Annotated in this window: 17 protein-coding genes and 1 pseudogene; 9 read left to right on the top strand and 9 right to left on the bottom strand. The window is 66.4% G+C overall.

Annotated elements, in window-relative coordinates; genetic code table 11:
* Positions 1 to 2 precede the first annotated feature (2 nt).
* From DIE08_RS10895 to DIE08_RS10885, 3 genes are all read right to left on the bottom strand, one after another.
* Entirely contained in the window at positions 3 to 920 is a 918-nt protein-coding gene (locus DIE08_RS10895; protein WP_059679901.1) for a carbohydrate ABC transporter permease, read from the bottom strand.
* Positions 921 to 1,017: 97 nt separating this feature from the next.
* Positions 1,018 to 2,256, bottom strand: coding sequence for an ABC transporter substrate-binding protein (locus DIE08_RS10890; protein ID WP_124901885.1), 1,239 nt, complete (start codon positions 2,254 to 2,256; stop codon positions 1,018 to 1,020).
* Positions 2,257 to 2,319: 63 nt separating this feature from the next.
* Complete coding sequence (locus tag DIE08_RS10885; protein ID WP_124901884.1) at positions 2,320 to 3,474, bottom strand: ABC transporter ATP-binding protein; 1,155 nt, start codon at positions 3,472 to 3,474, stop codon at positions 2,320 to 2,322.
* Positions 3,475 to 3,708: 234 nt separating this feature from the next.
* On the opposite strand from DIE08_RS10885, the gene DIE08_RS10880 reads away from it, so the two are divergent.
* The 4 genes and pseudogenes from DIE08_RS10880 to DIE08_RS10865 all read left to right on the top strand — a co-directional run bounded on the left by DIE08_RS10880 (position 3,709) and on the right by DIE08_RS10865 (position 6,704).
* The gene (locus DIE08_RS10880; protein WP_124901883.1) at positions 3,709 to 4,722 is read left to right on the top strand and encodes a LacI family DNA-binding transcriptional regulator; all 1,014 of its coding nucleotides are present in this window, start codon (positions 3,709 to 3,711) and stop codon (positions 4,720 to 4,722) included.
* A 299-nt stretch (positions 4,723 to 5,021) separates the two neighbouring features.
* Positions 5,022 to 5,180: pseudogene (locus DIE08_RS10875) on the top strand (LysR family transcriptional regulator); the annotation flags it as partial.
* Between the two features lie 83 nt (positions 5,181 to 5,263).
* Complete coding sequence (gene frmR, locus DIE08_RS10870; RefSeq protein WP_059599650.1) at positions 5,264 to 5,539, top strand: formaldehyde-responsive transcriptional repressor FrmR; 276 nt, start codon at positions 5,264 to 5,266, stop codon at positions 5,537 to 5,539.
* Between the two features lie 55 nt (positions 5,540 to 5,594).
* Positions 5,595 to 6,704 carry an S-(hydroxymethyl)glutathione dehydrogenase/class III alcohol dehydrogenase gene (locus DIE08_RS10865; RefSeq protein WP_059599651.1) on the top strand — a complete coding sequence of 370 codons (1,110 nt, stop codon included), beginning with the start codon at positions 5,595 to 5,597 and terminating at the stop codon, positions 6,702 to 6,704.
* A 207-nt stretch (positions 6,705 to 6,911) separates the two neighbouring features.
* Here the strand turns inward: DIE08_RS10865 and DIE08_RS10860 are convergent, their stop codons facing one another.
* Positions 6,912 to 8,105, bottom strand: coding sequence for an NnrS family protein (locus tag DIE08_RS10860; protein WP_124901882.1), 1,194 nt, complete (start codon positions 8,103 to 8,105; stop codon positions 6,912 to 6,914).
* 176 nt (positions 8,106 to 8,281) lie between these two features.
* Positions 8,282 to 9,307 carry an AraC family transcriptional regulator gene (locus DIE08_RS10855; protein WP_124901881.1) on the bottom strand — a complete coding sequence of 342 codons (1,026 nt, stop codon included), beginning with the start codon at positions 9,305 to 9,307 and terminating at the stop codon, positions 8,282 to 8,284.
* 354 nt (positions 9,308 to 9,661) lie between these two features.
* Between DIE08_RS10855 and DIE08_RS10850 the strand changes: the two genes are divergently transcribed.
* From DIE08_RS10850 to DIE08_RS10835, 5 genes are all read left to right on the top strand, one after another.
* On the top strand, positions 9,662 to 10,891 hold the full coding sequence (locus DIE08_RS10850) for a dienelactone hydrolase family protein (protein WP_124901880.1): 1,230 nt from the start codon (positions 9,662 to 9,664) through the stop codon (positions 10,889 to 10,891).
* Positions 10,892 to 10,958: 67 nt separating this feature from the next.
* Positions 10,959 to 11,744, top strand: coding sequence for an SDR family oxidoreductase (locus DIE08_RS10845; protein ID WP_124901879.1), 786 nt, complete (start codon positions 10,959 to 10,961; stop codon positions 11,742 to 11,744).
* Positions 11,745 to 11,807: 63 nt separating this feature from the next.
* The gene (locus DIE08_RS10840; RefSeq protein ID WP_185715851.1) at positions 11,808 to 13,046 is read left to right on the top strand and encodes a styrene monooxygenase/indole monooxygenase family protein; all 1,239 of its coding nucleotides are present in this window, start codon (positions 11,808 to 11,810) and stop codon (positions 13,044 to 13,046) included.
* Between the two features lie 5 nt (positions 13,047 to 13,051).
* A complete protein-coding gene (locus tag DIE08_RS35620) occupies positions 13,052 to 13,579 on the top strand; it encodes a flavin reductase family protein (protein ID WP_185715850.1) in 528 nt (175 codons plus the stop codon).
* Between the two features lie 33 nt (positions 13,580 to 13,612).
* Positions 13,613 to 14,572, top strand: coding sequence for a transporter (locus DIE08_RS10835; RefSeq protein ID WP_124901878.1), 960 nt, complete (start codon positions 13,613 to 13,615; stop codon positions 14,570 to 14,572).
* 223 nt (positions 14,573 to 14,795) lie between these two features.
* Here the strand turns inward: DIE08_RS10835 and DIE08_RS10830 are convergent, their stop codons facing one another.
* The 4 genes from DIE08_RS10830 to DIE08_RS35615 all read right to left on the bottom strand — a co-directional run bounded on the left by DIE08_RS10830 (position 14,796) and on the right by DIE08_RS35615 (position 19,528).
* Positions 14,796 to 15,797 carry a hypothetical protein gene (locus DIE08_RS10830; RefSeq protein WP_124901877.1) on the bottom strand — a complete coding sequence of 334 codons (1,002 nt, stop codon included), beginning with the start codon at positions 15,795 to 15,797 and terminating at the stop codon, positions 14,796 to 14,798.
* Complete coding sequence (locus DIE08_RS10825) at positions 15,794 to 16,312, bottom strand: (2Fe-2S)-binding protein (RefSeq protein ID WP_124901876.1); 519 nt, start codon at positions 16,310 to 16,312, stop codon at positions 15,794 to 15,796. Before DIE08_RS10825 ends, DIE08_RS10830 begins: the two co-directional genes overlap by 4 nt.
* Complete coding sequence (locus tag DIE08_RS10820; RefSeq protein ID WP_260436507.1) at positions 16,309 to 18,957, bottom strand: xanthine dehydrogenase family protein molybdopterin-binding subunit; 2,649 nt, start codon at positions 18,955 to 18,957, stop codon at positions 16,309 to 16,311. Before DIE08_RS10820 ends, DIE08_RS10825 begins: the two co-directional genes overlap by 4 nt.
* 424 nt (positions 18,958 to 19,381) lie before the next feature.
* Positions 19,382 to 19,528 (bottom strand): hypothetical protein, encoded by a 147-nt coding sequence (locus tag DIE08_RS35615; RefSeq protein ID WP_185633808.1) that lies wholly within the window; start codon positions 19,526 to 19,528, stop codon positions 19,382 to 19,384.
* Between the last annotated feature and the right edge of the window lie 341 nt (positions 19,529 to 19,869).

Here is a 19,869-nt window from a genome sequence, read left to right as displayed (position 1 = left end):
CCTTATGATTCGACGCGCACCAGCTTGCGTAGCTGCCACACGATATAGACGAGCATGATCGCGAACAGCACGACCGCGATCGCGGCCGAATAGCCTTCGCGGTAGTACTTGATCGCCTGGTCGACCATGAAGTACGCGAGCACGGTGGAACTGTCGAACGGGCCGCCGCCCGTCATCACGGAGATCAGGTCGAAGCTGCGCAGCGCGCCGATCACGGTCAGCACCACCGCCATGAAGGTCGCGGGCCGCAACTGCGGCAGGATCACGTGCCACAGCAGCGTGAAGCCGCGCGCGCCCTCCATTCGCGCCGCCTCGACGATCTCGCCGTTGATGCCCGTGAGCCCGGTCAGATAGAGGATCATGCAGAACGGAATCTGCGGCCACAGCGCGGCGGCAATCACGCCGAAGGTCGCATAACGCGGATCGCCGAGCACCGGGATCCCGTGCCCGACGATCAGCTTCAGCAGCCCGAACGTCGGGTCGTAGAACCACGAGAACACCAGGCCGACGACGACGCCCGGCAACACGAACGGCGCGAAGAACAGCGACTTCACGAGCCGGATCCCGAACACGTTCTGGTTCAGGTACAGCGCGAGCGCAAGGCCGAGCGGCGGTGCGGCGAGGAACAGCACGAGCCACAGCACGTTGTTCTTCAGCGCGACGTAGAACGTGTCGGACTGCAGCAGCTCGCGGTAGTTGTCGAGCCCCGCGTACGTCATCGGCGTCATCCCGTCCCAGTGATGGAAGCTCAGCCAGATGCTGCTGACGATCGGATACAGCACGAACACGGTGAAGAGCGCGAAACCCGGCAGCACGAACAGCAGGGCCGCGCGGTTGCGGCGGCGCGCCAGCGACGCACGCGCATGCCGCCGCGGGCCGGCTGCGCGGCGTGCGGTGCTTTCGGACAGGCTGGTTGACATGAGATTACCTTCGACGAGACGGACGTAACTGACGAAACGGACGCGACGGCGGCAACGACGCACCGGGCCGGCGTGGCCGGCCCGGCCGCGCGGCGCGTTACTTGCGGTAGATGCGCTTGCGGGTCTGCTCGAGGCGCTGCAGGATCGCATCGAGCTGCGTCGGGTCGGACAGGAACTGCTGCATCGCCTTCATCCCCTCGTCCGCCATTTCCTTCGTCATGTCGCGGTCGTAGAACTGCGCGATGCCGCCCGGCGTGGTCGCGAGCGTGCGGAAGCCGATCTTCGAGATCGGGTCCTGCGGCTCGGGCGCCTTGTTGTTCGACGGCAGTTGCCCCATCCCCTTCGCGAACTCACCGTTGACCGCCGGTTGCCCCATGAACGCGAGCAGGCGACGCGCATCCGCCTTGTTGCGCGCCTTCGCCGGCACGATCATCACGTTGACCGGGCCGTCCTCGGCAAGCGGCACCGACGCGTCGATCACCGGGAAGCGGAAGAAACTGATCGGGTTGCGCGTCGCGCTCAAGAGACCCGCCGAATACCAGGTGCCCATCAGCGTCATCGCGGCCTGGCCGTTGACGATCAGCGGGCTCAGCGAATCGACGTCGTAGGACAGGGCGTTGTCGATGAAATACTTGTCGTCGATCAGCTTCTTCCATGCCGCGTACACGGCCCGCACGCGCGGATCGGTATAGGCGACGTCGCCGGCCATCAGCTTCTGGTGGAATGCGTAGCCGTTGATCCGCAAGTCGAGGTAGTCGAACCACGCGGCCAGCGTCCACGCATCGCGCGCGGCCACCGCGATCGGCGCGATACCGGCCGCCTTCAGCTTGCGGCACGCATCCAGAAACTGAGCCCAATCGGCCGGCTCACCGTGAATGCCGGCCTTTTCGAACAGGTCCTTGCGGTAGAAGAGGCCATACGCGTCATAGCCGAGCGGCAAACTGTAAAGCTTGCCGCCGTAGGTCGACGACTGCTTGACGGCCGCATACGTGTCGTTCCAGCCGTTCTTCTGCCAGTCCGCGCTCAGGTCCTCGATCAGCCCGCGCTTCGCGAAATACGCGAGCCGCTCGCCGTTGTTCCAGCTCAGCACGTCGGGCGGATCGGTCGCGAGCCAGCCGGACATCTGCACCTTGTACGCCTCCTCGCCGACGTAGCTGACCTTCAGGTCGACGTCCGGATTCGCCTTGTGGAACTGGTCGAACACGGCTTGCCACGTCGCGCGCTGGTTGCCGCGCGCGGCGACGTTCACCTTGAGCGTGCCCGCGTCGGCCGTCCCCGCCGCGAGCGCGGCGGCAGTCGTCAGGGCAAGCAGCAGTCGGCTCGCACGAAGTTTCATCGTTGTCTCCTGGTATTGGTGTGATAGGTGCCGCGTCGCGCGCGGCGGGTCGGCATTGCGCCGCTATGCGAACGCCGCTTCGGCGTGGATGGCCGGCAACGCGATGCCGGCCTCGTCGAACAGGTGACAGCGCGACGATGGCACGTGGAACGCATGCCGCTCGCCACGCCGCAACGCGGCCTGGCCGGGCAGTTTCGCGAGCAGTGGCATGCCGCCGGGCTGGTCGAGATGCACGTAGGCGGCTTCGCCGAGTTGCTCGACGAGCGCGATGTCGCGGACGATCGTGGGCGGGTCGGCATCGTCCGACGCGGCGACCGTCAGATGCTCGGGACGAATCCCGAGCGTCACGCGCGCGCCGCTGCCGATGTGGCGCGGCAGCGGGCGATCGCGCAGCGTCAGTGTTTCGCCGGTGCCCTCGAGCCGCAGCCGGCAGCCATGCGCATCGGCCGCCTCGACGACCGCCGGCAGGAAGTTCATCCGCGGCGAGCCGATAAAGCCCGCGACGAAACGGTTGGCCGGCCGGTGATACAGCTCGAGCGGCGCGCCGGCCTGCGCGATGCTGCCGAAGCGTGCGACGTCGTCGCCCGCGTGCAGCAGCACGATCCGGTCGGCAAGCGTCATCGCCTCGATCTGGTCATGCGTCACGTAGACGGAACTCGATTGCGTGAAGCGTGCATGCAGGCGGGCGATTTCGACGCGCGTCTGGCCGCGCAGCGTCGCGTCGAGATTCGACAGCGGCTCGTCGAACAGGAACACGCGCGGCTCGCGCACGATCGCGCGGCCGATCGCGACGCGCTGCCGCTGGCCGCCGGACAACGCCTTCGGCTTGCGATCGAGCAGCGCATCGAGTTGCAGGACACGCGCGGCCTCGGTCACGCGGCGCCGGATCTCGTCGTTCGGCGTGCCGGCGATGCGCAGGCCGAAACCGATGTTGTCGAACACGGTCATGTGCGGAAACAGCGCATAGCTCTGGAACACCATCGCGACACCGCGCTCGGCGGGCGGCGTGTCGTTCATGCGCGCGCCGCCGATCCGCAACTCGCCTTCGGTCACGTCCTCGAGCCCGGCGATCATCCGCAACAGCGTGGACTTGCCACAACCCGACGGACCGAGAAACACGCAGAACTCGTGCGATGCGATCTCGAGGTTCACGTCGCGCAGCACCGGCGCATGGTCGCCGTAGCGCTTCGAGACGTCCTTCAATGAAATGGCGGTCATCGCGCTCTCCTTTCCTGGTCAGGCGCTTCGGGACGAGAAATTTAACCGCTTAAATTCCGGTGGTGCAATTCGCCCTGTTCGCCGTACCATGTCGTCTCCTTGATCTGATGTGTCGAGAAATTAGCGTATCGCTTGTCCTTGTGCAACTTGTGGGACGCACTCCCAGAATATGAGCAGACACTCCCTCGCTTCCCTTCCCTCGTGCAGCGTTGCCCGCCCGGCCCGAGGCCGTGCATGGTGACACTCGCGCAAGTCGCGCGGCGCGCGAACGTCACCGCGGCGACCGTCTCGAACGTGCTGCGCAATCCGCAGAAGGTGAAGCCGGCGACCGTCGAGCGCGTAATGGCGGCGATCCGCGAGCTCGGCTATCGGCCTAACCTGACCGCGCGGGCACTGGCCGAGGGCCGCACGTCCACGCTTGCGTTGATGCTGTCGAACATCACGAACCCGTTCTATCCGGAATTCGTGCTGGCCGCCGAGCGCGAGGCGCGCAAGCGCGGCCATTACCTGCTGGTGTCGAATACCGACGACGATCCGGCGATCACGCGCAACTACCTCGAGCGGATCGCCGGCACGCTTGCCGCCGGCGCAATCGTGATGAACACCGACCTCGCGGAAGCCGAACTCGCCGACATCGCACGCCACGGCGCGTCAATCGTGCTGTGCATGTGGGAGCACGTGCATGCGTCACGCACGCTGCCGTGCGTCACCGTCGATTTCGCGGCGGCGGGCGCGCTGGCAGCCGCGCATCTGTCCGGGTTGCGGCATCGCGCGTTCGGCGCGCTCGTCGGCAAGGGCTCGGGCGGTCCGCAGTCGGTGCGCTTGCGCGGGTTCGCCGACGAACTCGCGGCATGCGGCCATCCGGCGGAGGCGCTGACGACGGTGTCGGTTCACGATTCGATCGAAGGTGGCTACGAAGCGGCCGCCGCGCTGCTGCGGGCGAAGCCGGGCCTCACCGCGCTGTTCGCCACCAATGACCTGATGGCGATCGGCGCGATGCAGGCAGCCGCCGATCTTGGGCTGCGCGTGCCTGCCGATCTGTCGGTGGTCGGCATGACCGATATCCAGCTCGCCCACCAGTTCCGCCCCGCGCTGACGACGGTGCGGTTTCCGACGTCGCAGATCGCCGCGCGGGCGATCGCGCTGACGCTCGACATGATCGACGGCGTCGAGCCGGCTGCCGCCGTGCATACGATCGGGGCGCCGGAGCTCGTGGTGCGGGAATCGACGGGGGTGGCGCGGGATTGACGCACGGAGCGCGCTGCGTCGACGTCGCGCTCCGGCCGGCCGTTCACGCATTCACGTGTCGTCGTAAATGGCCGCCCCTCCCCGCTCAGAACTTCCACGACAGGTTGCCGTACGGCGCATGGTCGCTGACGTTGCCGGGATCCGCCGATTGTGCGAGCGGGTGATGTCAAGCGGGCAGCCCGTCCCGTCTTCGATTCCGATCCGGTCAGAACTCGTGCCGAATCCCCGCATGCACCATCAGTTGCTTCGACGTCGACGACAGATCAGCTGCCCCCGTGACATATCCCCGGTCGAGCGACGAGCCGAGCGAACTCGGTATCGTCACGCGCCGCGGCAGCACGCTGAGCGGCGCCGCGCGCTGCTTCATCGACCGCCTGCTGCCGATGATCCGCCGGCATGCGCGGTCGGCGCGCAACGAGGATCTTGCGCTGTCCCGCCCGCTCACGCTGCTGATCTGACGGTGTGCCCGGCAGCGATTCCGTATACCTCCGCGCCACATTGTTCTATACTGCCCCCCAGTATCCGGAAACCCACAGATCCCATGCCGCATTCCCCCGAAGAAAAGAAACGCGTCCTGACCCGCGTGCGCCGTGTTCGCGGGCAACTGAATGCGCTCGAGCAAGCGCTTGAGGAGGGCGCGGACTGTGGCCCGATACTTCAGCAACTGGCTGCCATTCGCGGCGCGATCAATGGCGTGATGGCCGGCGTGCTCGAAAGCCATTTGCGCGAGGAATTCACCCAGCTCGCGGACGCATCGCGCCCCGCTTCCGGGTCGATCGACGATATCGTGACCCTCGTTCGGTCCTACTTGCGCTGACCGGTGCGGAATCGTCGACCTTTCGATCCATTCGATGATTTTTTAAAGGATTGCCATGAAATCACGTGCTGCAGTTGCGTTCGAGGCGGGTAAGCCGCTCCAGATCGTCGAAATCGACGTCGAACCGCCCCGCAAGGGCGAAGTGCTCATCAAGATCACCCATACCGGAGTCTGTCACACCGATGCCTTCACGTTGTCGGGCGACGATCCGGAAGGCATCTTTCCGGCCGTGCTGGGCCATGAAGGCGCCGGCATCGTTGTGGAAGTCGGCGAAGGCGTGACGAGCGTGAAACCCGGCGACCACGTCATTCCGCTGTACACCGCCGAATGCGGCGAGTGCCTGTTCTGCAAGAGCGGCAAGACCAATCTGTGCGTGTCGGTGCGCGCCACCCAGGGCAAGGGCGTGATGCCCGACGGCACCACGCGTTTCAGCTACAACGGCCAGCCGATCTATCACTACATGGGCTGCTCGACGTTCAGCGAATACACGGTCGTCGCCGAAGTCTCCCTCGCGAAGATCAACCCGGACGCGAACCCCGAGCAGGTCTGCCTGCTGGGCTGCGGTGTCACGACCGGCCTCGGCGCGGTCAAGAACACCGCGAAGGTGCAGGAAGGCGATACGGTGGCCGTATTCGGTCTCGGCGGCATCGGCCTCGCGGTGATTCAGGGCGCCAAGCTCGCGAAGGCCGGCCGCATCATCGCGATCGACACCAACCCCGGCAAGTTCGACCTTGCGCGCGTGTTCGGCGCAACCGACTGCGTCAATCCGAAGGATCACGAAAAGCCCATCCAGCAAGTTATCGTCGAAATGACCGGCTGGGGCGTCGACCACAGCTTCGAGTGCATCGGCAACGTCAACGTGATGCGCGCCGCGCTTGAATGCGCGCACCGCGGCTGGGGTCAGTCCGTCATCATCGGCGTCGCGGGCGCCGGCCAGGAAATCTCCACGCGCCCGTTCCAGCTCGTCACCGGTCGCCGCTGGCTGGGTACGGCATTCGGCGGCGTGAAGGGCCGCTCCGAACTGCCGGGCATGGTCGAGGAAGCGATGGCCGGCACGATTCAGTTGGCACCGTTCGTCACGCACACGAAGCCGCTCACCGGCATCAACGAGGCATTCGACTTGATGCACAACGGCGAGTCCATCCGGACCGTCGTGCATTTCTGAAATACGCGCAACGAGATCGGCTGCAGTAACCGGTCTCGTTGCGCGATACCGCCGGCAAGCCGCGATGCTTGCCGGCGCGACGCATTCTCCGAACCATCGCTTATCAGACCGGCAACGGTCGACGTCTCATGACGCCGTGCCGGGCGCGCAAGGCGGCTGTGATGTTGCGCCCGACGCTTCCTGCAGCGATCCGACGACGCGCGAGCGTCAATCCTGGCGACCGTCCGCACGCGGCGACATCAGGAACGGCGCGTAGTGAATCGCGTACGCCGCGAATGCGACGATCCAGCACGCGCCCGACGCATCGAGCCAGACCGTGTACGGCACACCCGGCAAGAGCGGACCAAACACGCGAATGACTGCCGCACCGATCACCAGCCAGTAACACAGCTGCTCCCACGGGCCCGCGACGAGCATGCGTCCCGTGTGGCCGAGCGCCGTGCGCGTGATCATCGCGATGATCGCGCCGCCGATCGCGCCGACGGTCAACGCATGCACGGCGAGCGAGTGCGCGACCGCGCCAGCGAACGACAGCGCGAGCAGCACGAAGCCGACCGGAATCCACAGACAGGACACGTGCAGGATCCACACGATAGGCCGCTTGCCGACGCGCCATGAATGCCATCCGGCAAGGCGCCACGCGTGCAGCACGGCGGTCGCGAGCGCAGCGACGACCAACAGCGTATCGGGTGCGCCGAGCGCGTCCGCGAACAACGTCAGCGCGACCGCGGGGGCCGCGAGCGCGTCCACGATCCTGAAGCGGTGAATCTTGAAGCCGGGTATCGCATTCATCGTGAACATCGGCACGATGCGTCCGGTGATCACCGCGACGAAGAACACGACCAGCCCCGTCGCCGCGTAGGCCGCACGCAACGCGAGATCGGCCCGACCCGTCGTCACCGATACATGGAACAGCGCATTCAGCGCGCCGAACAGCAGCAGCGCGACCGGCAGGAACACGTTGTGACGGTTCTTCGCCGAAATGAGCACGCGCAACAACACGATGGCCGTCACCGGCAAGAACAACGAATCGACGACGGCCGCGAGCATCGGCGGCCCCGACCAGACGAGCACGCGTCCGGCCAGCCAAAGCAGCCACAGCGCCGCGAGCGCCGGGCCGCGCAGCGTCTCGCGCGAAGTCCAGGCCCGCGTGGCGGTCAGCAAGAAGCCGACGACGATCGCGGCGACGAAGCCGAAGATCATCTCGTGCACATGCCACATGAGCCCGGTCATCGGACCGGCACGCCCGGCGACAGGCACGCCGTGCCAGGCCGCAAGCCACAAGACGACGGCGACGCTCGCGAACAGCGCGCCGGTCAGATAGAACGGCCGCAGGCCAAGCTGCAGCAGCGGTGACGTATCGGGCGCCGACGGGGCTCGCATCGGCTCGCTGATTTTCATGTGCGTCTCCGGCAATCGAGGATGACGTCATTCATCCTAGCGCGGTGAGGCGCGAGACGGGAGCGTGCCCCTACGCGGCGCAGTGGCATCGCCCGCGTTCATGACATGCGTCAAGCGCGCGCTTCACGCGTGTGCCAGACTTCAAAAAGTGAGCCTGCGTTGTGGCTGCCCTCCCGTCAGCACCGCGCACGCCGCATCCGGAGCGTGGCCGACGGCGATTCCCCGAACGCGCGCTTGTAGTCGATCGCGAACCGCCCGAGGTGCGCGAAGCCCCATTTCAGCGCGACGTCCGTCACCGATGCGAGCCCCGGTGTCGCGTCGTCGAGCAGTTCGTCGCGCACATGTTGCAGCCGCAACTGGCGCACGAATCCCATCGGCGTGATGCCGTGGCGATTGCGGAATCCGGCGAACAGCGTGCTCGGGCTGACGCCCGCGAGTTCGGCCAGCCGTTCGATCGTCAACGGCTCGTCGAGATGCGCACGGACGTATTCCTCGACGCGCCGCACATAGAACGGCGCGAGCGGCGCCGGCGCGGGGCGTGTGCCGTTGCGTGCGCTGTTCGGGTGGCCGTACAGCAACAGGTTGAGCAGCGTCGATTCGAGTTGCTCGAATGCGAGCGGATGGCGCAGCGGATGCCCGTCCGTCGCGATCGCGTCGGCCAGCATCGGCAGCATTTGCGCGAGACACGCGCCCTGCTGCGACGACAGGCTGAATTCCGGCTCGAACTCCACCGGCACGCGCCGGTCATCGCCGACATGCCGCTGCGCATGCCGCTCCATCACCTCGCGCTCGATGCGCAGGATCACTTGCGGACACGCCTCGCCCCACCGCATCCGGAGCGGCAGCGTCGGCGACAGCAGCGACGCGGTGTCGGGCGACGACACGAAGCGCGTCGCGCCGCACTCGATCTCGGCGTCGCCGCGCAGCGGAATCTGCAACAGATAGAAGTGCTCGAGCGGCCCCGGTTCGATCGACACTTCGCCGCCGTAGTCGAGCAGATTCAGCGACAGATTGCCCCAGCGCGCATGATGCATGCGGCCGTGCAGCGCGCGCGAATCGCCGGTCAGCGTAAGCCGATGCGGTTTGAACACGTCCGCAACCCGCGCGCGCACCTCGTCGACGTCATCTGACTGCAGCAGCAGCGTGTCGTGGTTGAAACAGGCAGCGTCACCCAGCCAGCCCGCTCCGCAAAATTGCCCCATCGAAATTCTCCCGTCGTGCTCGATTGCACCTGCGCCGTGCACGCGTTCCCGATTCCGGGGAACCCCGTCGCACGATCCGGATAGCGTCCGGAGTATCCGGACAGTCCGCCTCGTTACACTACGCAAGCCCTGCGCACATCACGCAAGAAGTGGACCGTTCGCGCATCGTAGAAAACTGTGCGGACCTTCCGCATCCGCACATACCCGCAGTGCGCCGCGTTCCGGCCCCGGCGCGGCGGCCCGATCCGCAGGTTTCCGGAATTCGCGGATACCGGCCGAAGAAAGCGGATAGAAGCGCGCGTTTCGTCCGCCAATACTGGGCCCATGCCAGTCACGAACAGAACGGAGGGACACATGAAAGGACGACACATCGACATCCCGTCGCCGGACGGCGGGACGTTTCGCGCATACCTGAGCACGCCGGCCGGCGGCACGGGGCCGGGTATCGTGCTGTGTCACGAGATCTTCGGCGCGAACGCGACGATGCGCGACGTGGCCGATTACTACGCCGAGGAAGGCTACACGGTGCTCGTGCCCGACCTGTTCTGGCGCCAGGCGCCCAACATCGAACTCGGTTACACGGCGGCCGACTTCGAGCGCGCGATGGCGTTGTACCGCGAGTACGACGAAAACAAGGGCGTCGAGGACATCGCCGCCGCGCTGGCCGTACTGATGCAACGGCCAGAATGCACGGGCCAGGCCGGCGTGCTTGGCTACTGCCTGGGCGGCAAGCTCGCGTATCTCGCCGCGTGCCGGCTGCCGGACGTGGCCGCCGCCGTCAGCTATTACGGCGTGGGGATCGAGCACGCGCTCGACGAAGCCGCCCATCTGCGCGGCCGGCTCGTGCTGCAGATCGCCGCCCAGGACCGCTTCTGCCCGCCCGACGCGCAGCAGCGCATCGCCGCTGCATTGGCCGGCCGCGACGGCGTCGAAGTGTACGTCTACCCGGGTGTCGATCATGCGTTCGCGCGCGTCGGCGGCGATCATTTCGACAAGGCCGCCGCGGTCATGGCGCACCAGCGCGCGATCGCCGCGTTTCGCGCGGCGCTCGGCCCGCACTACGATCTGTCCGCCCTGTGGGAAGAACACCTCCGGCACGAGTTCGACACGCGCAACGTCGACGCGACGATGGCCACGATGGTCGCGCAGCCTTACGTGAACCATATTCCGACGCTGACGGGCGGCGTGGGCTACGACGAGCTCAAGCGCTTCTACACACATCACTTCGTGCATGCGAACCCGCCGGACACGACGATCACGCCGATCTCGCGCACGGTCGGCGCGAGCCAGATCGTCGACGAACTGCTGTTCTGCTTCACACACACGACCGAGATCGACTGGATGCTGCCCGGCGTCGCGCCGACCGGCAAGCGTGTCGAGATTCCGCTCGTCGCGATCGTCAAGTTCCGCGGCGACAAGCTGTATCACGAACACATCTACTGGGACCAGGCGAGCGTGCTCGTGCAGATCGGCCTGCTCGACGCGGCCGGGCTGCCCGTTGCCGGTGTCGAAACGGCGCGCAAGCTGCTCGACGAAACCGTGCCGTCGAACAGGCTGATGCAGCGCTGGCACGACAGCGCGTGATCGACGGATACGCATGCAGCGCGCGCAACGCGCGCCGCCTTCACTCAATCATTCCAGGAGACACACCATGACTGCCCTTGCTGGCAAAGTCGCGATCGTCACCGGCGGCGCGACGCTGATCGGCGCCGCCGTCGCGCAGGACCTAGGCCGCGCCGGCGCGTGCGTCGCGATCCTCGATCTCGATGCGGAAAACGGCGCGCGCGTCGCCGACACGCTCGGCGAACGCGGGATGTTCATCGCGACCGACATCACCGACGACCGCGCGATCGACCGAGCGGTGTCGGCGGTCGCCGAACGCTTCGGCGCGATCGACCTGCTGATCAACCTGGCCTGCAGCTACGTCGACAACGGGATCCAGGCCACGCGCAACGACTGGCTGGCGGCGATGGACGTCAACGTCGTGTCGGCCGCTATGCTGGTCAAGGCCGTTCATCCGTTTCTGAAGCGGCGCGGCGGCGCGATCGTCAACTTCAGTTCGATCTCCGCGCAATGCGCACAGACCGGCCGCTGGCTCTATCCGACCTCGAAGGCCGCGATGCGCCAGCTCACGCGCAGCATGGCGATGGATCTCGCAGGCGACCGGATTCGCGTCAACTCGGTGTCGCCGGGATGGACGTGGTCGCGCGTGATGGACGAGCTCACGCACGGCGACCGCGCGAAGACCGACCGCGTGGCCGCGCCGTTTCATCTGCTTGGGCGCGTGGGCGATCCGTCGGAAGTCGCGCAGGTCGTCACGTTCCTGTGCAGCGACGCGGCGAGCTTCGTGACGGGCGCCGACTACGCGGTGGACGGCGGCTACTCCGCGATGGGTCCCGAGCAGGCGGTGCCCGCGATTCCGCGGCTGGCCGAATAACCGGAAGCCGCTTCTCCCGCCCATACTTCGCCTCATGCAATTCGTTCTACCAAGGATTTCATCATGAAACGCATCGCTATCGTCGGCGCCGGCCAGGCCGGCCTGCAACTCGCCTTCACGCTGCTCGACCAGGGCTATCACGTCACGCTCGCGACCAACCGCGACGCGGAACAGATCCGCGCCGGCAAGGTCATGTCGAGCCAGTGCATGTTCCATACCGCACTGCAGATCGAACGCGATCTCGGCCTGAACACCTGGGAAGAAGCGTGCCCGACCGTCGAAGGCATCGGCATCGCGGTGCCGCATCCGGAAGGCAACGGCCGCAAGGCGATCGACTGGTCGTCGCGGCTGACCCGCTACGCACAATCGGTCGACCAGCGCGTGAAGATGGCCGACTGGCTCGACGCGATCCGGCGCCGCGGCGCGGACGTGCGCATCTGCGACGTCGGCGTGCCGGAACTCGAGGACCTCGCGCTCACCCACGATCTCGTGCTGCTCGCGGCCGGAAAGGGCGAAATCGTGCACCTGCTGGGCCGCGACGACGCACGCAGCGCATTCGAGCGCCCGCAACGCGCGCTTGCGCTCACCTACGTGAAAGGCATGACGCCGAGCCAGCCGTATTCGCGCGTGCGCTTCAACCTCCTGCCCGGCATCGGCGAATACTTCGTTTTTCCCGCACTGACGACGACGGGCCCGTGCGAAATCATGGTGTTCGAAGGAATCCCCGGCGGCCCGCTCGACTGCTGGGCCGACGTCAAGACGCCCGAGCAGCATCTCGACCGCAGCCTGTCGTTCCTGCAGCAATATGTGCCGTGGGAATTCGAGCGCTGCCGCGACGTCGAGCTCACCGATCCGAACGGCACGCTGTCCGGCCGCTTCACGCCGACCGTGCGCAAGCCGTTCTTCCGCCTGCCGTCTGGCCGGACCGTATTCGGCATGGCCGATGCGGTGGTCGTCAACGATCCGATCACCGGCCAGGGTTCGAACAATGCGGCGAAATGCGCGAAGGTATACGGCGACGCCATCCTCGCACGCGAAGGCCAGCCGTTCGACGAAGGCTGGATGCACGACACGTTCGAGCGCTACTGGTCCTATGCGCAGCACGTCGTGCGCTGGACCAACTCGCTGCTCACCCCCCCGCCACCGCACATCCTCGAACTGCTCGGTGCCGCTGGCCAGTTGCCGTCGCTGGCCGCGACGCTCGTCAATGGCTTCGACGATCCGCGCCAATTCGCGCCGTGGTGGTTCGAACCGTCGGCCTGTGCGGCGCTGATCCGCGAACACGCCGCACGTTCGGAGTAAGCGACATGGACACCACCGCGACCTGCATTTCGGGCCTCGACCCGCAGCAACTGCGCGCCGCGTTCGGGCAGTTTCCGACCGGCGTCACCGTGATCACGACGCGTTCGGCGGACGGACGCAAGGTCGGCCTCACCGCCAATTCGTTCTCGTCTCTGTCGCTCGACCCGCCGCTCGTGCTGTGGAGCCTGCGCAAGGTCGCGCCGAGCCGCCCCGACTTCGTCGCGGCCACGCACTTCGCGATCAATATCCTCGCGCACGACCAGATCGAGCTGTCGCGCCGTTTCGCGACACCGAGCGCCGACAAGTTCGACGGCGTGTCGTACGTGGAAGCCGATGCGGGCGGCGTACCTTGTCTCGACGGCGCAAGCGCGCGTTTCGTGTGCCGCAACGTGGGCCATTACGAAGGCGGCGACCATCTGCTGTTCATCGGACAGATCGAGCAGTTCGATGCGTTCGGAAAAGCGCCGCTCGTGTTCCATGCGGGGCAGTATCGCGCGATCTCCGCACATCCCGATCTTTCTCGCGTCGCTTGATTAGTTATACAAATAAATATTCAGGAGGTGGTGATGATGAAATTCGGCTCTCGCCTGCTTGCGATCGCAGGTCTCGGGTTAGTCGGCCTGACCGGCCCCGCGCCGGCGCATGCGACCGACCTGCCGTCGGTCAACCTGGGGATGACCAGCTTCCTCGACGGGATGCCGCCTGCCGGCTCCGGCTGGTACGGCACGCAGTATCTGACGTACTACACCGCTGGACGCGTCAACGACAACGCCGGCAACAAGGTCGGGCTGCCGAAGCAGGACATCGACCTGTTCGCGGGGCTGAGCCAGCTCGTCTACCAGTCGCCGCTGACGTTCGGCGGCATGCATCCGGGGCTCGACGTGATCCTGCCGTGGGTGGCCTCCGTGCATACGAACGACGGAATCGGCAACGTCGCGCTGAATTCGCGTGCCGGATTCGGCGACCTGCTGGTCGGACCGTTCATCCAGTTCGATCCGGTGATGGGCGCGCAGGGGCCGCGCTTCGCGCAGCGGCTGGAGTTCCAGTTCATTGCGCCAACCGGTGCATACGATCCGACGCGCGCGATCAATCCGGGCAGCCATTTCTGGTCGTTCGATCCGTACTGGGCCGCGACGTTCTGGATCACGCCGAAGTGGACCGTGTCGTGGCGTCTGCACTATTTGTGGAATGCGGCCAATCACGAGCCGGCGACCGCGCTCGGGCCGGACGTGACGTCGACGCAGGCCGGCCAGGCCGTTCATGCGAACTTTGCGACCGAGTATGAAGTGCGGCCCGGGCTGCGGCTGGGTCTCAACGGCTACTGGCTGCGCCAGACCACCGACATGAAGGTGAACGGTCAGGATGTGTCCGGCACGCGGGAAGCCGTGCTGGCGATCGGACCGGGTGCAATGTACAGCTTCTCGCCCCAGGATCACCTGATGTTCAACGCGTACTTCGAAGTCCATGCCCGTAACCGGCCGCAGGGTTCGCGGATGGTGCTGCGGTACGTGCATCACTTTCAGTAGGCGAAACACCGACGCGTGACACCGCACCGCGGGTACGTATGACGGATGGCAACTTCTACTACCCCGGTTTTTCTCGCGCATCGCTCATCGGCCGGCGCATCACATGACCGTGGCTGCACCGGCCGAGGCGATCCGCGCGTATCGTCATGGTCGAGCCCGGCAAGGCCGCCGGTGGGGCGAGCGAGAGGCGCCGTGGCGGTCCGGCGCGCAACCCGCGCGCGACCTATTTGGCCGCCTGCGCCGCCGGCGTGAAACTGCACTTCGGATCGTCCTTGCCGCGTGCCGAACAGCATTCCAGCAGGTCACTCACCGACTTCGCGTTCGCCGCATTCCATTCATACAGGCTCTTGTTGTTGTCGATCGGCATCCAGTGCGTCATCGGATACCGGCTCGCACGCGCGTTGCTTCCCTTCGGCGGCGGCAGCAAACCGGCCGCGAGCGGCACGTAGATCTTGCAGCTGTTCTGATCGCCGATCCGGTGACAGCCGATGCAGGTATTGCCCGGCGTGCTGATCGCGTGCGACGTCCACGACGCGAAGTCGGCGCCGAGATTCACGTACTTGCCCCACGGATCGGTCGGCACCTTGCTCCAGACCTGGCCGATCCACGGGCTGTACATGACCGGGCTCGCGTCGTGACACGACACGCAGCGCTTCGTCGCGGTCGCGGCCGGCTTCCACCAGAACTCCGCCGCGGACGGATGGCCGGGCGGCGGCGTCGTCTCGTTCGGCGGCGGCACGCGCGCCGCGTTCATGCCGGCGGCGCCGCCCTGCTCCGCATGAAACCAGCAGGTCTTGCCGTTGCCCGCATGATGCAGCACGATGTCGACTTCGTCGTAATACGGGCTCCGATTCGCACGGATCTGCTTGCGGCGGCAAAACGCCGAGATCTGCGTGTCGCCGTGCGAGAGGTCGAGGATCTTCGAATACGGTGTGCACTGTCCGGACGTCGGCGCGTCATAGGGCAACAGCGCCGGGCGATCGCACGTCATGTGTGCTGCGTAGCGCACGGGCACGCGGCCGTTGACGGTGATCGGCACATCGGTGCCGTCATTGCAGTCGAACGCGGGAATCTCGCCGATTTCGTCGGTGCACCGCTGCGCATACTCGTGCAACGACGTATCGCCGTTTGCCGCCGCGAGCGCAACCGGCACGACCGGTGCGACCGGAGCGACCTGTGCGGCCAGCATCGTCGCCAGCGCGACGACGCAGTTTCTCATCGTCATGCCGCCCCCTTCGTGTAGCGTATCGCCACCTTGCGAATGGCCTCGATGTACTTCACATAACCGGTACAACGACAGATGTTGCCGCCCACCCAGGTTTCGATCATCGCGTCCAGATCGCGCTCGTGCACCGGCTGCGCGCGCAGATGATCGAGCATCGCGGTCGCGGCCATCAGGAAACCCGACGCGCAGTAGCCGCACTGGAACGCGAACGACTCGAGAAAACTCTGCTGCAGCGGCGACAGCGCGCCCCCCTGCGCGAGCCCCTCGATCGTGTACACGTGCATGTCCGCCATCGCGCTGACCGGGGTCGAGCACGACAGCGTCTTTTCCATCGGCGCATCGGGCGCATTGCGCACGCCGACCGTGCACGCGCGGCACACGCCGATGCCGCAGCACAGCTTGGTGCCCGTCAGGTCCTGCCGCTCGTGCAGGAAGTCGATGAGGTTCATGTCCGCGTCGGCCGCGTCCGCTTCGACGGGCTTGCCGTTGATGATCATCCGGACCGGATTGCTCATTGCAGTGCCTCCCGAATCTTCTCCGGCGTCACGGGCGTCACCCGGAACCGCCGCCCCGTCGCCATCGCGAGCGCATTGAGCAGCGCCGGCGCGATCGGACACATCACCGCTTCCGCGATGCCGCGTGCATTCGCGGGATCGCCGCCGGGCGGCGGTAAGGCGATCAGCTCCTGCACGGGGATGTCCGGCAGCCGCGTGACCTCGTAGCGATCCAGATTCCATCGGCCGCCGCCCGGCCCGTCCGGCCCCAGCGGACACGTTTCGGTCAGCACGTTGCCGATACCCATCGCGACCGCGCCCTGTGACTGCCCTTCGACGAGCTCCGGCGACAACTGCCGGCCGACGCTCACTGCCGTCACCACGCGTTCGACCTTCACGCGCCCGGTCGCCGAATCGACGGACACCGCGACGAGCGTCGCCGACGGCGCATAGGTCGTGCGCCCGTAAAGTGTCGTATTGATCGGCGGCGGCTGCAGCACGCGCTTCAACGGCGTCAGGTGATACGGATCGAGGCCGACCGCCACGTAGTCGTAGTCGATCTGCGCACTGCCGGACGCGAACGGATAGGTTCCCTTCCAGAAATACCCGGCATAACTCGCATGCACGGCCGCGGTCGTCTGCAGGCCGAGCTTCCTGATCGTGCCGAGCAGCGTCGCCCACGGAATCGGTGCGAGGCCGTTCGCGGCGAGTGCGCGATCGGTCCAGTGCACGTCCTCCGCACGCACGGGTACGCCCCACCATGCGCGCGCGGCCGGCAGCACGCTCTGCAGAAACAGCACCTGCGCGGCGCCCTTGACCGCGTGGTACTGATGAAATGCGCCGAGACAGGCGCTCGACGAGCCGTACGTGTAGCACACGTACTTGCTGTCGTCTGGCGGATTGCTCGAACGCTGCAACCCGAGCGCGTTGAACGGTCCGATCTCGCTCATCGCAATCGTTTGCGCGTTTTGCCCGAGAAACTCGGCCGGCGCGAGACCGAGCGTCGTGGCCGCGCCGTTGCCCATGTCGGTGTACGGCGTGACCACGCGCAGGTTGCCGTCGGGCAGGATCTGCACCATGCCGAACATGCCGTCGCCGGAGGTGCCGTACGCTTCGTTCGCCATCGCGAGGCCGACACCGTAGCGGAGGCTGCGCGCGCTGCGCTCGGCACGAATCTGCTCACGCTCGAGCCATAACGGATGACGTTCGAGTCGGTCGAGCAGTGCGTCCAGTTGCAGGTCGAACAGGATCGGCGCGCCCGTGATCGCGCGGCCCTTGCCGAGAGCGGGCGCCTTGCCGAGCAGATTGGCGCGCCGGATCTCGAACGGCGACATCCCTAGCCGGCGTGCAGCCTCGTCCATCAGCGTCTCGATCGCCATGAACGCCTGCGGCCCGCCGAAGCCGCGCTGCGAACCGCCGAAGACTTCCCGCGTGTAGGTCGACGCGGCCTGCGCGCGTGCCCGCGGAATCTCGTAGCAGCTCATCGCGCTCAACGCGGCAAGCTGCGCGACGTACGGCGACAGGTTCTTCTTCCCGCCGCCGTTCATCAGGAAATCGCAGGTGATCGCTTCGAGCTTGCCGCGGCGGTCGAACCACAGCGATTCGGAGAACTGCGTCTCGCAGCGTTTCAGGCCAACCTGGAATTGCTCGTAGCGTGACTGCTGCCAACGCAGCGCGCCCTTCGCGAACGGCGCCGCAAGAGCCAGATACAGCGGGAAATAAGACTTGTCGCGTCCGCCGAAACCCCCGCCCGGGTAGCACGCGATGACCTGGGCCTCCTTGACCGGGACGTTGCTGCCGTCGAACATCGCACACGCACCGATCGCATCGTCGTTCGCCGACTGCGTGCCGAGAACGAGGCTCATCTTCGAGGCGGACGCGTCGTACCATGCGAGTCCCGCTTCGGGCTCCATGAACATCGGATCCATCGCCGGCGTCTCGAACCCGTCGTCACCCGTCGCCCGAATGCCGATCCACGTGCCGGCGGCCGCGTGGTGGGCAATCGTCGCATCGATGTTGGCAACCGCCGCCTCGCGTTCCTCCAGATACTTCGCGGTCGGCTTGCCGGTGCTGTCGGCCTCGTAGTTGTCGACGTAGTTGAACCGCCGTGCGTCGTCGCGCACGTAGACGGTCACGGGCGAATACGGCACGACCGGTGCGGCCTGGCCGGCGCCGACCGCCGCGCCGTAGCGGATCACGCCGCGATTGAAATCGAGCAGCTTCCTTGCGCGACGATAGATATCGAAGTTCGCGAAGATCAACAGCGCGGCCGGTTGCCCGTAGCAGTCCGCCGGATGACCCACTCGCGCGAGCCAGTAGATGTCCTGGTTCGCGATCGGATCGGGCCGCGGTGCAAGATTGATCCTGCGCGCGCTCAGCAACGCGTTGTCGACAATGGCGATCGGCTGCAGTTCGTGCGGCAGCACGCCGAGATCGTAGCCCTGGTACACCGCGTCGACCCGGTCGCAGCGCAGCGCATAAAGCCAGTTCTCCTGCTGCGGCCAGCCGACGAAGTCGCGGGACTTGAAGTCGCGCGCGTAGATCTTCTGGCCCATTACCTTCGGCACGCCATCGATGCGCCAGCGCGCCTTTCCGGGCACCGGTGCCCAGCTCGGGCCGTCCGCATCGGCCTGCGTCTCGCCCGCGGCGAGTACGAGTGCCGGCAAATGCGTAACCGAAACGGCGACAACGGCGCCGCTGCCGGCGAGCTTCAGAAAAGTCCGGCGTGTCACTGGCACACGGATGGCCATGCTGCGTCCCTCGTTCGAATTGTTATGTCGGTCGTCGAGTGCGCGACGTGCGTCGCCACGCCGGCCGCGAGCGGCCCGATACGCGTGTGCGTCGGTGCACAGGATGTCGGTGAGAAAGCGGTGTTCCGGGCGCGGTTGCGCGCGCCGGCTGTCAGTAATCGGGAGGGAGACGACGCGCGCCGTAGCCCGGCGGCATCGCGGGTTCGGTCCACGCGGGTGGTCGCCTGCTCGATGAGGCGTCAGGCGGCGTGCATCGCGCTGCGTGTTCGTTCATGATTCCCCCGGCCCCGATCGTGCTTGACTGGCCTGTTGCCCGTATCGTCGGGCAACCGCTTCAATTTCAGGCGTTGTGTTCGTTCTTTCCGCGACGCGGGGCGATCGTCCCGTTCGCAGCTCCATTCAAGCCTGATTTTGAATAATCGTAGGAATTCGAATCGACGATTTCAAGGAGATTTTCGGGCACGATGACGCGCATCGGCAGCGGCATCTGTGGATACGTGCCGCGTCATCGGCTGGCGCATGCCACCGCTGGCGGCCCGAGGGCGCTGCGGCCGCGCGGCGACTGCCTGCGCCGGCCGGCAATTCGGTAAACAATCGCTCGCGTTATCGACACGGATGGATTCAGCCGTGCAGATCGGACCTGTCGGATCCGCTTTCAGTCCGGTCGGCGCGCCGCCGCGACTGCGTTCGAGGTTAGTCGTAGGGGGCCACCCGCGCGGGCAGTGGACTACGGCTGTCTCCATGGTCGACCATGGGTCCGGGTTGCATTGACGCCGCTATGATCGACCTGTGTCGCGGCGCCGCCCGGGGGGAGAAGGAGCCTCCCAT

It is taken from the genome of Burkholderia sp. Bp9004, from assembly GCF_003858025.1.
In the GTDB taxonomy this organism is placed as follows: domain Bacteria; phylum Pseudomonadota; class Gammaproteobacteria; order Burkholderiales; family Burkholderiaceae; genus Burkholderia; species Burkholderia diffusa.
Note: the sequence above shows the minus strand (reverse complement) of the source record. Positions and strands in the feature narration are given on the sequence as shown.